This window comes from Phycisphaeraceae bacterium (genome assembly GCA_019636655.1).
Lineage (GTDB): Bacteria > Planctomycetota > Phycisphaerae > Phycisphaerales > UBA1924 > JAHBXB01.
Window position 1 is genome coordinate 109,712 of sequence record JAHBXB010000003.1, and the last position, 16,175, is coordinate 125,886.

A 16,175-nucleotide genomic window follows, 5' to 3' on the forward strand; every position below is an offset into this window, starting at 1 on the left:
GAATGGAACAATGAACCATGCCAGCCCCTCCCCCGCCGCGGCGTCCCGGGCGCCCTCGTGACCCGTCCCTGGCCGATCGACGCCGCGAGCAGATCTTGTGCCGAGCGACCGAGGTGTTCGCCCGCCAAGGCGTTGCTGGCACCGATCTCCAGGATGTAGCCGATGCGATTGGGGTCGGGAAAGGGACGCTCTACAGGTACTTTCCGAACAAACGTGCGTTGTTCGAGGCCGCCGTGGCCCGGGTGATGTCGCGTATGCAGGCGGCCATCGACGACGGCATGGCCGGAATCGACGATCCGCTCGAGAAGCTGGACTCGGTTGTCCGCAACTACCTGACGTTCTTCGACGAGCACCGCGAGTACGTCGAGGTGCTCATCCAGGAGCGGGCGGCGCTTGGGGGCCGCACCAAGCCGGCGTACTTCCGCCACAGGCTGTCGCAGGTCGGTCGCTGGCACGACATGTACCTGGAGATGATGGCCGAAGGACGGATGCAGCGTCGACCGCCGGGGCAAGTCTCGGATTTCATCGGGAATGTGCTCTACGGACGGATGTTTACCAACTACATGGCGGGGCGCACCGAGAGCATCGATGAGCAAGCCGACTCGCTCCTGGACATCCTGTTCGATGGCCTCCTGACCGACGCAGAGCGATCGCGCCGGGCCGCTGTGCCCAGAAAGAGGTAGCATGACCAAGCGAGCCGCGATGCTCGGCGCCGTGGGGGTGTTTTTCGCGACTGCTGTTGGATGTGACCGCGCCTCGCCTCCCCCGGAGGGCGCAGCGATATCGCAGCCGGTCGCGCCGGTGGTCACGGCGGTGGCGACCATCGGCGACGCCGCGGTCGTGATCCGGGCCGTGGGGACCGTCGAATCTCGCTCACGGGTGATGCTCAAGCCGCAGATCGCCGGACGGATCGGCCGGCTCCTCTCCGCGGAGGGGACGAGTGTCGAAGCGGGCCAGCCGCTCCTCTCGCTGGACGCCCGCCCCTTCGAGTCCGCCCTCCGCGAGGCCGAGGCGAACCTGCGGAGGACTCGCGCGATGCTGGTCGACGCCCGGGACCAGGTGACCCGCCAGGCCGAGGCCCTGAAGTCGATGGCCACAAGCGAGCGTGCCCTTGAGGAGGCAAACGCGCTCGCGGCCGCGGCGGAGGCGACGGTGCTCGGTTCGGAAGCGGCCGTGGAGGTGGCGAAGCTCAACCTGGAGTACTGCACGATTGTCGCGCCGTTCGCCGGAAGGCTTGGACAGTTCCTCGCGAAGCCCGGCGCGGTGGTCAAGGAGAACGAGACCGACCTGGTCGAGCTGGCGCAGATGGCGCCGATAGACGTGGCCTTCTCGGTCCCGGAGCAGCACCTGGCCCAGATCCGAAGGGCCGCCGCGGCCGGAGAGGTGGACGTGGTGGCGACTCCGACCGGGACCCATGACACCGCCGAGTCTGGGCGCCTGACATTCATCGACAGCACCGTGGACTCGACGACGGGGACCATCCGACTCAAGGCGACCTTCGCCAACGACGATGGCGAGCTCTGGCCCGGCCAGTTCTGCGATGTCGAAATCACTGTCCGGCGCGAGGCCGACAGCGTGCAGGTCCCCGATAGCGCCGTGCTCCCCTCGCAGGCGGGGGACTCGGTGTGGATTGTCACACCCGAGCAGACCGCGGAACTCCGGGTCGTTCGGGTCCGGCGGTCCTATGGCGGCCTGAGCGTGCTGGATTCGGGCGTCAAGAGCGGCGAGATCGTGGTTACAGAGGGGCAGTTGCGACTGGCGCCGGGAATCAAGGTCGAGGTCAAGGCTGCGGCGCCGGCCGGCGCGGCGGGAGAGGCGCGGTGAAGATCTCCGAGCCGTTCATCCGTCGTCCGGTGATGACCATCCTTCTGATGGCGGCGCTCACGCTCTTTGGCTGGCTGGCATACCGCAGGCTCCCGGTCAGCGATTTGCCGAATGTGGACTTCCCAACGATCCAGGTGTCCGCGGCGCTCCCCGGGGCGAGCCCCGAGACGATGGCGTCGAGCGTCGCCACGCCGCTGGAGCGCGAGTTCTCGACGATCGCCGGCATTGACTCGATGACCTCGACCAGCCTGCAGGGGAGTACCCAGATCACCCTGCAGTTCGCGCTGGATCGGAACATCGATGCCGCGGCGCAGGACGTCCAGGCCGCGATCTCAAGGTCAAGCCGGTCCCTTCCGTCGGAGATGCCCAGCCCCCCAAGCTACAAGAAGGTTAATCCGGCGGATCAGCCCGTGTTGTACCTCGTGGTCAAGAGCGACACGCTTCCGCTCTACCAGCTGAACGAGTACGGCGAGACACTGCTCAGCCAGCGCATCAGCCAGCTCCCCGGAGTGGCCCAGGTCGTGGTCTACGGATCCCAGAAGTACGCCGTCAGGATCCAGGTGGACCCCCGCAGGCTGGCGTCGATGGGACTGGGAATCGACGAGCTCGCGAGCGCCATCCAGGAGCGGAACGTCAACCTGCCGGTCGGGGCAATCGAGGGGGCGCAGCAGACTCTGACGATTCAGGCAACCGGGCAGTTGATGGACGCGCAGGCGTACCGGCACGCGATCGTCGCGTACCGACGGGGCAACGCCGTCCGCCTGGATCAGCTGGGCGACGCGGTCGACAGCGTCGAGAACAACAAGACAGCCGCGTGGTTCCGCGCCTCGGGCGAGGACGGGGTGCGGGCGATCATTCTCGCCGTGCAGCGGCAGCCCGGCGCGAACACAGTCGAGGTCGTGGACTCGATCAAACGGATGCTGCCGTCGTTCAGGGCCCAGCTGCCGCCCTCGGTGAGCATCGGCACCCTGTACGACCGGTCGGCAACCATCCGCGAATCGGTGCACGATGTCAAGTTCACCCTGGTGCTGACCCTGGGGCTGGTGGTGCTGGTGATCTTCGTGTTCCTCCGGAACGTCCGGGCCACCCTGATCCCGAGCGTGGCGATGCCGATCTCGATCGTGGCGACGTTCGCGGCCATGCACCTGCTGGGGTTCAGCCTCGACAACCTCTCGCTGATGGCCCTGACACTGAGCGTGGGCTTTGTGGTCGACGATGCCATCGTGGTCCTCGAGAACATCGTGCGGCACATCGAGATGGGCAAGACACCGATGCGGGCCGCGCTCGACGGCTCCGCGGAGATCGGCTTCACGATCCTCTCGATGACGCTGTCGCTGGTCGCCGTGTTTATCCCCGTGCTCTTCATGGGTGGACTGGTCGGCCGGCTGCTCAACGAGTTCGCGGTAACGATTGCGGTTGCCATCCTGGCGTCGGGTGTGGTGTCCCTCACGCTCACGCCGATGATGTCGGCCCGGCTCCTCAAGGCGTCGGCGCACGCGCCCCACGGGCACAACGCACGGCACGGCGTGATGTACCGCGCGATCGAGTGGGTCTTCGATTCGACGCTCGCGGGCTACGCGGCGACCCTTCGATGGGTGCTGCGCTGGAAGCTCGCGACGGTGGTCGCGTCGGCGGCGGTGCTCTGGGCAACGGTGTACATGTTCTCGGTCATCCCCAAGGGGTTCCTTCCGTCTGAGGACCAGGGCCGCATCCTGGCGCAGACCGAGGCCGCGGAGGGCACGAGCTTCCAGCGGATGGTCGGCTACCAGCAGGCGCTCTCGGACATTGTCGCGAGCCACCCCGACGTGGAGAGCTTCATGTCGAGCATCGGCGCCCGCGGCGGGCAGTCGACCGGCTCGAACGTTGGCACGATCTTCATGCGGCTCAAGGACCGCGGCGCACGGTCGCGCTCGCTGGACGAGGTGATGGAGGACCTCCGGCCCAAGCTCGCGCAGGTCCCGGGAGTGCGGGCGTTCCTCCAGAACCCGCCCACGATCCGTATCGGCGGGCAGCTGACCAAGAGCCTGTACCAGGTCACGCTTCAGGGCCCGGACACGGCCGAGATGTACCGGTACGCGCCGCTTCTCGCAGAAAAGATGCGGGCCTTGCCGGGGCTGCTCGATGTCACCACAGACCTGCAACTCAAGAACCCCCAGCTGCGGGTGGAGATCGACCGCAACAAGGCCGCGGCGGTCGGCGTGTCGCCGGAGCAGATCGAACTCGCGCTGTCGAGTGCCTTCGGCTCCCGGGAGATCTCCACGATCTACGCCTCGAACAACGACTACAAGGTCATCATGGAGCTGGAGTCTCGCTTCCAGGCCGATCCATCCTGGCTGGACACGCTCTTTGTTCGCTCCGCAAGCGGTCAGCTCGTGCACCTCACCGCGGTGGCAACCCTGACGCGCGACGTGGGTCCAATGTCGGTCAACCACTCGGGGCAGCTGCCGAGCGTCACGGTGTCGTTCAACCTGGCGCCCGGCACGTCGATTGGTACCGCGGTCGACGCCGTCACCGACCTGGCCCGTCGGACGATCCCGGCGACCATCTCGACCACGTTTCAAGGCACGGCGCAGGCGTTCCAGTCATCCCTCGCCGGCTTGGGACTGCTGCTGGCGATGGCCATCCTAGTGACCTACATCATCCTGGGTATCCTCTACGAGTCCTTCGTGCACCCGCTGACAATCCTGTCTGCCCTGCCCTTTGCCGGGTTCGGGGCGCTCGCGACGTTGCTGCTGTTCAGGGTCGAGCTCTCGCTGTACGCCTTCGTCGGTGTCATCCTGCTCGTAGGGCTGGTGAAGAAAAACGGCATCATGATGGTGGACTTCGCCATCGAGCAGCGGCGAGAACGGGGCCTGTCTGCTCAAGAAGCGATCTTTAGCGCGTGCCTTGTGCGGTTCAGGCCGATCATGATGACTACCGCGGCGGCCCTGATGGGCACCCTGCCCATCGCATTGGGGGTTGGCGCGGGAGCCGAGAGCCGGCGGCCGTTGGGCCTAGCCGTGGTCGGCGGCCTGCTCTTCTCGCAGTTGGTCACGCTGTACGCGACGCCCGTGTTCTACATCTATCTCGATAGGCTCCAGCGGCACCGTGCGGCGGAGGACCATGACCTGGAGCGGGCGTCGGCTCGAACGCCGCCAGCAACCTTCAGTTCAAATGGCACGAAAGAGGGTCAGGGGGATATGCCCGGAGCGTTCGTCCATGACTGACGCCTCAGCGCCCTCGACGCGGCGGCAGGAATCCTCGCCGCACGCAGTCAGCAAGCCCTTGCTAGGAGAGGTTGGTGCCGACTGATTGAATTTTTTGCGGCGCCGGAAGCAGTCCACTATTTGCGGACTGCCCGTACTGGGCGAGAGCAACCGTAAGGGTTGCCGTCGGACCCGAGGTTCGAATTGAAGACAGAACAGAGAACGCGGCGGGTGGGCCGGTGGTCGGCCCCGGCGTCAGTAACCCCAGTTCTGACGGGGCTTCCTCGCATCTTCTCAACTACGGCCCGAGGCGCCCGAATGGCCCGACCCGTAAACCAAAACGCCCCCGCGTTTCCGCGAGGGCGTCGGCAACTCCCCGATCGGAACGAGTTCAAACCGTCGAATCCGGGCCGCCAGAGGGGTTTCTGACAGGCGCTCTCTGGTTAACAGGCCGTGGTCGCGCCCTGCGGTAGTTGCGGTACGAGGTTTGGTCGGGTGTTGATGCGTTGAGCATCGGCCGCGACGGGGTGGTATACTGCAGCGGTCGCCTTTCGCTCGCGAGAGCGGGGCCGCCGAAGCAAAGTCGGGTCGCGGCATGCCGCCGCCCGCGAACATTCAGGAGGTTCACATGGCCAGCGCCACAGCGCTTCGCCCAGTGCCCGTCGAGTTCTTGGTTCACGTTGACGACTTTCGGTCGCACAGAATTCCGGGCCTCCCAAATTCAAAGGTCGGTTCCTGCTTCATCCGCGCGGATGAGCTAGTCAAGCACTTGGACCTTGACGCGTGGCTCGCCGTCAATCCTCGAGTGCCGACGCGCAGCGCGAAGGACGTCCTCACGGGGCACGTTGTGCGCGGTATTCAGGACACCCTGCGAGAAGCGCCTGCGGACTTCGCGCTGAAGAACCAGGGCCTGTATCTGCTCGTCCAATCTGTCGGAGAGTATGAGCGGCAACGAGATGGTGGTCGCCTGCGCTTCACGATGGCGGACCCACTTGCTCACGGGCTATGCAACGGCGGGCACACCTACGCCGCTGTTCGCGAGTATTCGGAACGTGCAGAGAACCCACAAACGCTTGAAGAGGTCTGGGTTCGCCTCCATCTCTTCGAGGGGATCGATCCCGACAAGGTGCCGGCGATGGCGGAAGGGCTCAACCGCAGTCGCCAGGTAGATGATCCGAGTCTGATGAATCTCGAGGGTCAGTTCGAGGCGATACGGAAGGTGCTCCACGGGAAGCCGGGCCACAAGGAGATCGCCTACAGGCAGGGCGACCCGGGCAACTACTACATCACCGAGATCATCCGGGCGATCATGTTCTTCAACTGCCAGCGGTTCGACAGCCGCAAGCATCCGAGCACACTGTATCGCCAGCAGAAGCAGATGCTGGACGCCTTCCGCGATGATGCGGGCCAGCGCCCGTCTCCCATCGCGCTCGTTGTGCCGCATGTTCACGAGATTCTCGTGCTCATGGACATGATCGCGCAGGCGACGCCGGCCGCGTGCAAGCGACTCAAGCCCGCGTTCGAGCTCGGTCGCATGAAGGGCGAGCGGGCGGGCGTCCGGGCAGGATCTGCCGCGCATAAGGACACGCCGCTGTTCTTCCTCGGCACGAAGATGGATCACAAGATCCACACTGGCTGGTTGCTCGTCATGCTTGCTGCGTTCAGAGCCAACGTGCGATGGGACCTGGCGTCTGGCGTATTCGAATGGAAAACCACGTTGGCAGAGTTGCTCCCGAAAGTCATCGACGGCCTGGTCGCCATCTGCGTCCAGGAGTATCGGGACAACAAGTCCAAGCCCGACGAGATGGCGCGCAACCCAGCTGTGTACGACCGCTGCTACAAGGAAATCGAGCTGGAACTCTTGCGTTCCGGCATCCGCTGATCACTCCCCCGACGTCGCTGCCGCTCTCGGCGAACGGTTGCGACGGATTCGGTCGGAGTCTACCCGTTGGCCGCTCACGCCGATACGCGACCAAGCATTGAGGAACGACGATGCCACGGATCTTCGACAACATTGAATCCCGCCTCGGAGACGGCCTGCGCGATGCCCTCGCGAGCGCCGCCAGGGGCGATTTCTGCGTCGGGTATTTCAATCTGCGGGGCTGGCGGCTGCTGGACTCCCCCGTCGACCACTGGTCCGGATCGGACGACAACTGCTGTCGGCTCCTTGTCGGCATGCATCGAACGCCGGAGGAGTCGGTTCGGCTCCTTCATTCCGCCACCCCGACTGACGAGTTGGTCGATCAGGCGACGGCGCGCACCCTGCACAAGCAGATTGCGGAGGACTTTCGTCGGCAGCTCGCCAGTGGCGTCCCGTCCAACGAGGATGAACTCGGGCTTCGACGGCTGGCCGGCCAGCTTCGTTCCCGTCGAGTTCGCACCAAGCTGTTTCTTCGCCATCCCCTGCACGCGAAGCTTTACCTCTGCTTCCGGTCTGACCCGACTAGCCCTTCGATCGGATTCCTCGGATCGAGCAACCTGACGATGCCGGGACTTCTACGGCAGGGAGAGCTCAATGTTGACGTCTTGGATCACGACGCCTGCGTCAAGCTCGCAAAGTGGTTTGATGACCGCTGGAACGATCGGTTCTGCATTGACATCAGCAACGAGCTCGCCGACATCATCGACCAGAGTTGGGCGACGGAACAACAGCTCTCGCCGTATCTGCTCTACCTCAAGATCGCATACCACCTGTGCCGCGAGGCTCGCGAGGGGGTGGCTCTCTTTGACCTGCCCACGGCCTTCCGAGGACTCCTGTTCGAGTATCAGGCGAAAGCCGTGCAGTTGGCGGCGCAGCATCTGAACAGACGCGGGGGCGTAATCCTCGGGGACGTGGTCGGACTCGGCAAGACCATGATGGCATCAGCGCTAGCACGGATGCTCGAAGACGACCTGGGCATCGAGACGCTGATTCTGTGCCCTCCGAAGCTGCAGCGCATGTGGAACGATTACCGCCAGCGGTTTGGCTTGCGCGCCACCATTGTTCCGATCAGCCAGGTGCAACAGCAGCTCCCTGAGTTGCGCCGCCACCGGCTGGTCATCATCGACGAGAGCCACAACCTGCGGAATCGGCAGGGCAACAGGTACCTCGCTATCCGAGAGTACCTCGCGCAGAACGAGTCCAAGGTGATCATGCTGTCCGCGACTCCGTACAACAAGTCGTACGGCGACCTCGCGAGTCAACTGCGCTTGTTCGTGGACTCTGACCAGCCACTGCCGTGTCAGCCTGAAAAGTACGTCGAGGAGATCGGGGAGACCGAGTTCATCCGCAGACACCAGTGCCGTCCAAACACCATCGATGGCTTTGAGAAGAGCATCCACGCGGATGACTGGCGGCAGTTGATGCAGCTGTATCTTGTGCGCCGCACTCGGGGGTTCATCCGTCAGCACTACGCTCAGCGCGACGGCACGAACGGTCGGGAGTACCTGACGCTCGCTGACGGCACTCGCAACTACTTCCCCGACCGTGTCCCCAAGGTCGTGAAGTTCGAGTGCCGCGAGAATGACCCCACGGACCAGTACGCCACGCTCTATTCGCCAGCAGTAGTTCAAGCGTTGAGCACCCTTCACCTGCCGCGATACGGGCTCAAAAACTACCTGGTTGACCCGATTCCACAGGGCATCACGGCCGACGAGCAGCGGGCAATCGACGGCCTGTCGAGAGCCGGACAACGCATGATGGGGTTCTGCCGAGTGGGTTTGTTCAAGCGACTGGAGAGCAGCGGCGGCTCCTTCATCCTGTCGCTGGAACGCCACATCCTCCGGAATGCCCTTGCCCAGCACGCGCTCGATAACGGGTTGCCGCTGCCAATTGGCAAGTCCGACTTTGGGGAGTTTGATCCCTCGCAAACAGATGGTGACGCAGAGCCCTCGCTCTTCGAGAGCGAGAACGGTGAAGCCGACGATCCCGTCGCCGCCGTGGCCGAGCCCCGCCATCCGACCCGCGACTTCATCCGTTCCAAGGCCGCGGAGCTGTATGCCCTCTACCGAGATCGCTACGCGAGCCGGTTCCGCTGGCTCCCCTCGGGATTGTTCACCCACGATCTGTCTGAACATCTTCGCCAAGACAGTGATCGCCTCCTCGCGATCTGTGACGAAGTTGGGCCGTGGCGGCACGCCGAGGACGCGAAGCTCAACGCACTCACAGTCTTATTGCAGTCAACGCATTCGAGCGAGAAGGTGCTCGTGTTCACCCAATATGCTGACACCGCGGACTTCCTCGTGCGCGAGCTTCAGCGCCGTGGTGTGAGCAGCGTGGCCGCGGCGACGGGCAACAGTTCCGAAGACCCCACGACGCTGGCGTACCGATTTAGCCCCAGGAGCAATCTTCGCCGGCCTGGACAGGACGGTGACGAGCTTCGTGTCCTCGTTGCGACGGATGTGCTGAGCGAGGGGCAGAACCTCCAAGATGCCCATGTGGTTGTGAACTACGACCTTCCGTGGGCCATCATCCGGCTCATTCAGAGGGCGGGCCGCGTGGATCGCATTGGCCAACAGTCACCGACAATCCTCTGTTACAGCTTCATGCCCGCGGAGGGTGTGGACACGATCATCCGTCTCCGGACTCGCATTCGCGCCCGTCTGCGCCAAAACGCGGAGGTCGTGGGGACGGACGAGGCCTTCTTCGAGGACGAGGCCCCGGAGACCGTGATTCGTGACCTCTACAACGAACGGTCGGGCGTCCTGAACGATGCAGACGGGGGCGAGACGGACCTCGCGTCGTATGCCTACGGCATCTGGAAGGACGCCAAGGAGCGCGACCCGTCGCTGGAGAAGATCGTGCCGGCGCTGCCGGACGTGGTCTACACCGCCAAGGCAGCCCCACCGGATGCACTCGGGCCGGGCGCAATCGTCTATGTTCGGACCGGTGACGACGTTGACGCCCTCGCTCGCGTCAACCCCGAAGGAAAGGTCATCAGCATGTCCCAGCGGGCGATTCTCGACACCGCTGCCTGTTCGCCGGATGCACCGGCGGCTCCGCGAGGGGCTTGGCACCACGCAGCGGTGGCGGCGGGTACGTCGCACCTGCTGACAGAGCAGAAGCGCATCGGCGGCCAACTGGGTGGACGCTCGGGTGCTCGGTTCAGGGTCTACGACCGGCTTAACCGCTTTGTACAGGAACGCGCCGGCACGCTGTTCGTCACGGATGAACTGAAGCGGGCGATCGAAGATGTCTACCGCACGCCCCTTCGTCCGGTAGCGACCGAAACCCTCAACCGCCAGCTCAAGAGCGGCATCGCCGATGAAGACCTCGCCTCTCTCGTCGTAGCCATGCGTGCCGAAGGACGGCTCACGGTGCCGGACGACCAGAGGCGAGACCTCCAGCCTCGCCTCATCTGTTCCCTCGGCCTCGTTCAGGGGTAAGCGTGCAAAGCGTCCGGGACCATCTCGCTCGCCACTCGTTCCGCAACCTCTTCATTGAGGAGTTGGGATGGGATATCGCATCCGGCGACGCCACGGCAATCGCAGGTCCCACCTCGTTTACGCTGCGGCGCATCGCACACAAGCGAGGGGTTCAGGCGTTCACCTGCGAACTGACGCCCGAACAGTTGACCGATCGGAAGCTCCTCCGCACGATCGAGGCGCAGCTGTCTCAGCAGGCGGTGGAGCATGTCGCCATTTACTTCTGTGAACACCTTCGGCAACAGTGCTGGCAATGGGCCGCCGTCGGCCCCTCGGGCAAGCGACTGCGACATCGCGAGCACCCGTTCACCAGTCGCGTTCCGTCAGACAAGGTCGTCGCGAGGATTCAGGCACTCGCCATTGCATTTGAGGCGGAGGACGCCACGACACTGTCCGACGTGTCCGCCCGGCTCAGAACCTCTTTCGATAATGATCCGGAGTTCTCCAGCTTCTTTCGAGGTGCCCGCTGGCGTGTGCTCAGCGACGCGCTCCACCGGCGCTGGCTGCAGACCCAGACGGATGCGGACCTGAACGCCTTTCTCTCGATCCACCTACCCTTGCTCCCCTGGGCGGCAAAGAAGTTCGCTCCGCGACGGATGGAACAGGAGGATGCCGCAGCAGTCGCGTTCTTCGCCCTGCGCAGGGCTGCCCAGCAGTTCGACCCCGATCACGGTGCGCAGTTTTCAACTTACGCCACGAAGGCGATGATGCAGTGGATCGGACGACTGGCACCGGTCTACACCGACATGATCAAATGTCGGAGTCACCGGTGCCGTGTATTCCGCCAATGCGAGCGCCAGGCCGAGCGGCTTGCCGTGACCTCGGGAGAGTGGCGTGGACGCCGCCTGCTCGAGGTGCTGACACTGCGCAGAACAACGCAGCCCGCCAGCGTGTTCCGCGCTGTACGGCACATCGACACACTGGATGATCGGTCTGCGCCGTTTCGACGCATGCTGAATGAGCGGCCAGACGACGTGCCCACCCCTCTTGAACGGATGCTGCACGAAGAGCGAGTTGTTCGAATCCCCGACGTCCTGGCACGCCTGCCGGCCCGCGATGCCGCCATCGTGCAACAGCGGTTCGGACTCGATGGCAGCGGCGTGGAGGCAACCCTCGAGCAGATAGGAGCCGTACATCGCCTGACCAAGGAGCGGGTGCGACAGATACTTCTTCGGGTTATCGACGACTTGCGCGACCTGTTCGACGAGCCGACAGAGAGCGAAATCACGAATCGTGCCGCGTGGATGCGAAGGTCTCTGGCGGAAAGCGAGGTTCTCGCCCCCATGCTTGCTGTTCCTGGCACGGATGTCACCCCGATCCAGAGAGAGCGGGCGATGCCCCTCGCCGCTCGTTCCGCCACATACACGCTCACCCTTCAAGCCGCTCCTGCACCCAAGCTCTTTGACGGCATTCTGGCGCCGCTACCGGCCAACGGTACTGAGCATCCGGCGGTCCCGGTCGCCGCGGACAATGGTCACTCAAGTGAGCTGGCCGACATTCCGGCGATTCCCCAGAACAGCGACATCGACCGAGTTCAGACCGCGCTTCAAGCCGCTGCTGCGGCTGGCGGGATGCTGGTCACAGAACTCATCACGACGCTGGGAATCAACGGTGGGCGCGTCCGTGCGGCCGTACATGGCCTCGCCAAGTCCGGCGAGGCAGAGCGAGGCCATGACCTGCGTTGGCGGCTGGTCACACCCAAAGTCGCTCCGACGGCTCCCCAGCCCGCACCGCCATCAATTCGATCCAACCATTCGCTCACGCCTCTGCCATCGCTATTCGACGCGCACTCCTGAATGCCCGGGGCACATCCGCCATGAGTCATGCCGCCATCGATCCTGAACCCGTTCGTCGCCTACTCGATGGGCATGACTTTGTAGCGCTGTTCCGCGAGCATCTGGGCTGGGATCGGCACGACCACACGATGGACGTTCCGGTCGGCTCGCACACCTTCCGGCTCGGAGCCGTCGCGGAGAAGCGGAACTTCGCCGTCTACCTGTGTTCGCCCGATCCCCGGGGTCGCGTGCCCGATCGAACCACTCGCGACGCCATCGAGCGTGTGCTCGCGAAGACCGCCCACGAGCACCTCGTCATCTTCGCCGACAAGGATCGCCGCCACCAGGTATGGATGTGGGTCCGCCGCGTCCCGGGCAAGCCCGCCAGTCAGCAGTCTTACGAGTGGTTCAAGGGCCAGCCCACCGGCCAAATCCTCCAACGCGTCTTGCCCACGCTCGCCATCGCCTTCGAGGATGACGACACGACCACCCTTCCGGACGTGCGCGCCAGGGTCGCCGCGGCGTTCGATGTCGAGAAGGTCACCAAGAAGTTCTTCGAGCGCTTCCAGAAGGAACACGCAGCGTTCCACAAGTTCATCGACGGCATCAAGGTCGCCGCCGACCGTGACTGGTACGCCTCAGTGATGCTGAACCGGCTGATGTTCTGCTACTTCATCCAGAAGAAGGGGCTGCTCGACGGTGATCGTGACTACTTGCGCAACCGGCTCTCCCGCCTTCAGACCACCAAGGGGAAGGACAAGTTCTGGACCTTCTACCAGCACTTTCTGCTGCGGCTGTTCCACGAGGGGCTTAGCACCAAGCCCGCCCAACGTTCGAAGGACCTGGATGCGCTCATCGGCCGCATCCCTTACCTGAACGGCGGCCTGTTCGATATCCACGAGATCGAGGAGCGGTACGACGACATCCAGATCCCGGACGCCGCGTTCGAGAAGCTCTTCAAGTTCTTCGACGAGTACCGCTGGCACCTGGACGAGCGCCCGCTGCGCGAGAACAACGAGATCAACCCCGACGTCCTCGGCTACATCTTCGAGAAGTACATCAACCAGAAGCAGATGGGGGCCTACTACACGAAGGAAGACATCACCGGGTACATCTCGCAGAACACGATCATCCCCTACATCCTCGATCAGGCCGCAGCGGCCTGTACCATCGCGTTCGTGCCGCCTGCCGCCCCGAACGCGGGTGGCTCCGTCTGGCGGCTCCTCCAGGACGATCCCGACCGCTATCTCTACGAACCCGTCCGGCGCGGCGTCATTGACGACACTGGCGACGTGGTGCCGCTGCCGGAAGAGATCGCGGCGGGTGTGGACAATGTCTCCAAGCGGGGCGGGTGGAACAAACCGGCCACCGACCCCTTCGGGCTGCCGACCGAGACGTGGCGCGAGCATGTCGCCAGGCGAGAGCGGTGCCTGGACCTCCGGCGCAAGCTTGCCGCCGGGGAGGTGTCCGCGGTCAATGACCTGGTGACCCTCAACCTCGACATCCGACAGTTTGCGGCGGACGTCATCGAGCGCTGCGAAGGGCCGGATCTTCTGAGGGCCATGTGGAAGGCCGTCGAGTCCGTCACCGTGCTCGACCCGACGTGCGGCTCCGGCGCGTTCCTGTTCGCGGCCCTGAATGTTCTGGAACCCCTCTACGAGGCGTGCCTTGACCGCATGGGCGCGTTCCTCGACACGCTGGCCCGCGATGCGGCCGCCGCCGCTGAGGGAAAGGGGCGCGCCCCAGCCCCGGACACGTTCGCCGACTTCTGCCGCATCCTGGACCGCGTCGGGGACCATCCAAACCGCCGTTACTTCATCCTCAAATCCATCATCGTCAACAACCTCTACGGCGTGGACCTCATGGAGGAGGCGTGCGAGATCTGCAAGCTGCGACTCTTCCTCAAGCTCGTCGCGCAGGTCGAGGAAGGTCTCATTGAAAAGATCGAACCTCTTCCGGACATCGACTTCAACATCCGATCCGGCAACACCCTGGTCGGCTTTGCAAACCTGCAATCGGTCCGTGCCGCACTCGCAGGCAGGCTTGATTTCGGCGGCGAGTTCGACCGCATATCGCAACAAGCCACTGCGGCCGCAGCGGAGTTTGAGCGGTTTCGCAACGCTCAGACGGCATACAACGCCGACGTCGCGGCACTCGTCGCTACGAAGCAAGCGCTACGCCAACAGCTACGAACGCTGGAGGGGTCCCTGAACGTGCTGCTGGCTGGCGAATACGGAGTGCCCGTCGATCGAGCGGGCGCGCTCGACAAATGGCGATCCCGCTATCAGCCGTTTCACTGGAGCGTTGACTTTCACGCGATCATGGTTACCGGCGGGTTGTCTATTATCATTGGCAACCCCCCGTACATCGAACTCAAGGAGCTGAAGGGCTACACGGTGCGTGGGTATGCGACCGAGCCCGCTGGGAATCTCTACGCGCTGGTCATCGAGCAATGCCTGAGTCTACTTAGTCCGCAGGGCCGACTCGGGATGATCGTTCCAGTGTCGTCGATCTCGACTGAGCGCTACGAGTCACTCCAACGACTGCTCACCGCGCGTGCGCTGTGGTATAGCGCGTACGACGACAGGCCGTCACGACTGTTCGATGGGTTAGAGCACATCCGTCTCACAATCCACCTCGTCGCCCCGCCCGATGCGGCCCCCTCCATGATGGCCACGCGATACCACAAGTGGTCGGCTACGGAGCGCCCCACTCTGTTTGAGCGACTGGCGTATGTGCCGGCAACGCCGTGCCTCGTGCCGGGCACTCTTCCCAAGTTGAACTTTCACACTGAACGCTCGATTATCGCACGACTACAGACCTGTCGGCATCGTTTGTCGGAGTTCATCAGCCGGAATGGACGCCACAGCATCTACTACTCGCGCAAGGTGGGCTACTTTCTCCAAGTATTGAACTTCGAACCCGAAGTGCTGGACGGTCAAGGGGAACGGCGTCCTCCTTCGGAATTCAAAGAGCTGTCGTTTCGTACTCGCGCTGAAGCGGACGCCGCATTGTGCTGCCTGAACTCAAACCTCTTCTACTGGTTCGTCACGGTCTTCTCTGACTGTCGCCACCTCAACCGAAGGGAGGTCGAGGCATTCCCATTCGACCTCGGTGTGTTGTCTGCAGCTCAAAGCGAACGATCGAGTGCTCTGGCCAGAACGCTCATGAACGACCTACGGGCACATTCAGAGCAGCGGCGCATGAAGTTCAAGCACGACCACCTGACGGTGCAGTGCATCATCCCGAAGCGAAGCAAGGCGGTGATTGACACGATCGACCTGTGGCTGGCAGAAGTTCTTGGACTCTCTGCAGTAGAGGCCGACTTCGTCATGAACTACGACTTCAAGTACCGTATGGGGGACTCGGCCGCGGACGAGGAGGAGGATGAGGAATGATCCAGAACAACCCACAAGATGTGTCCTCCGCCTTCGAGTCACTGCTGGAGGAGGTCGAGGCCGAAGTTGACTTCGTGAACACGGTCGGAGCTCGCTCCTTCGAGGGGCGTGACTACGACCGAGCCAAGGAAGCCCTCGCACGCGCCGGCGTGCTGATCGCGTTCCGCGACAAAGTAGCCGCCCTGCGGACGGAGTGGCAGACCATCGCCGCCGTTGCCGAGCAGGAGGAAGACGAGGAGACGAAGGCCGCGCGCCGGAACCTGGGCCGGCTTCGCAACGGCCTGAGGACCCCGGAAGCCGCGTACCGCGAGCCCATCCTCCGGGTGCTTCAGAGCATGGGGGGGTCAGGCAAGGCCGCGGAGGTGCTGGAGAAGGTCGGCCAAATGATGAAGCCCAAGCTCCAGTCGGTTGACTTCGAGCCACTGGCGTCGGGACCGGACAACCCACGCTGGCGCAATGCTGCCCAGTGGGCCAGGAACACGATGGTGAAGGAGGGATTGCTGAAGTCCGACTCGCCGCGGGGCGTGTGGGAGGTGACGGACCTGGGACGACAGGCGGTGACCAAGCAGCCGTAGGTGCAGGACGGAGAG

General features: G+C 63.9%; 8 protein-coding genes. All 8 read left to right on the plus strand.

Annotated elements, in window-relative coordinates; genetic code table 11:
- Positions 1-17 precede the first annotated feature (17 nt).
- The 8 genes from KF745_10350 (at position 18) to KF745_10385 (ending at position 16,160) form a co-directional block, all read left to right on the plus strand.
- Positions 18-683: a TetR/AcrR family transcriptional regulator gene (locus KF745_10350; GenBank protein ID MBX3358820.1), complete on the plus strand. Its 666-nt coding sequence runs from the start codon at positions 18-20 to the stop codon at positions 681-683.
- Position 684: 1 nt separating this feature from the next.
- Positions 685-1,824 (plus strand): efflux RND transporter periplasmic adaptor subunit, encoded by a 1,140-nt coding sequence (locus KF745_10355; GenBank protein MBX3358821.1) that lies wholly within the window; start codon positions 685-687, stop codon positions 1,822-1,824.
- Complete coding sequence (locus KF745_10360) at positions 1,821-5,030, plus strand: efflux RND transporter permease subunit (GenBank protein ID MBX3358822.1); 3,210 nt, start codon at positions 1,821-1,823, stop codon at positions 5,028-5,030. Before KF745_10355 ends, KF745_10360 begins: the two co-directional genes overlap by 4 nt.
- A gap of 607 nt (positions 5,031-5,637) precedes the next feature.
- Positions 5,638-6,891, plus strand: a complete 1,254-nt coding sequence (locus KF745_10365; protein MBX3358823.1) for an AIPR family protein — start codon at positions 5,638-5,640, stop codon at positions 6,889-6,891.
- A gap of 110 nt (positions 6,892-7,001) precedes the next feature.
- Positions 7,002-10,373, plus strand: coding sequence for a hypothetical protein (locus tag KF745_10370; protein MBX3358824.1), 3,372 nt, complete (start codon positions 7,002-7,004; stop codon positions 10,371-10,373).
- Positions 10,374-10,375: 2 nt separating this feature from the next.
- Positions 10,376-12,208 carry a sigma-70 family RNA polymerase sigma factor gene (locus tag KF745_10375; GenBank protein ID MBX3358825.1) on the plus strand — a complete coding sequence of 611 codons (1,833 nt, stop codon included), beginning with the start codon at positions 10,376-10,378 and terminating at the stop codon, positions 12,206-12,208.
- Positions 12,094-15,585 carry an Eco57I restriction-modification methylase domain-containing protein gene (locus KF745_10380; protein MBX3358826.1) on the plus strand — a complete coding sequence of 1,164 codons (3,492 nt, stop codon included), beginning with the start codon at positions 12,094-12,096 and terminating at the stop codon, positions 15,583-15,585. The genes KF745_10375 and KF745_10380 overlap by 115 nt, the downstream gene beginning before the upstream one ends.
- Positions 15,582-16,160, plus strand: a complete 579-nt coding sequence (locus tag KF745_10385; protein ID MBX3358827.1) for a winged helix-turn-helix domain-containing protein — start codon at positions 15,582-15,584, stop codon at positions 16,158-16,160. The genes KF745_10380 and KF745_10385 overlap by 4 nt, the downstream gene beginning before the upstream one ends.
- Positions 16,161-16,175 lie beyond the last annotated feature (15 nt).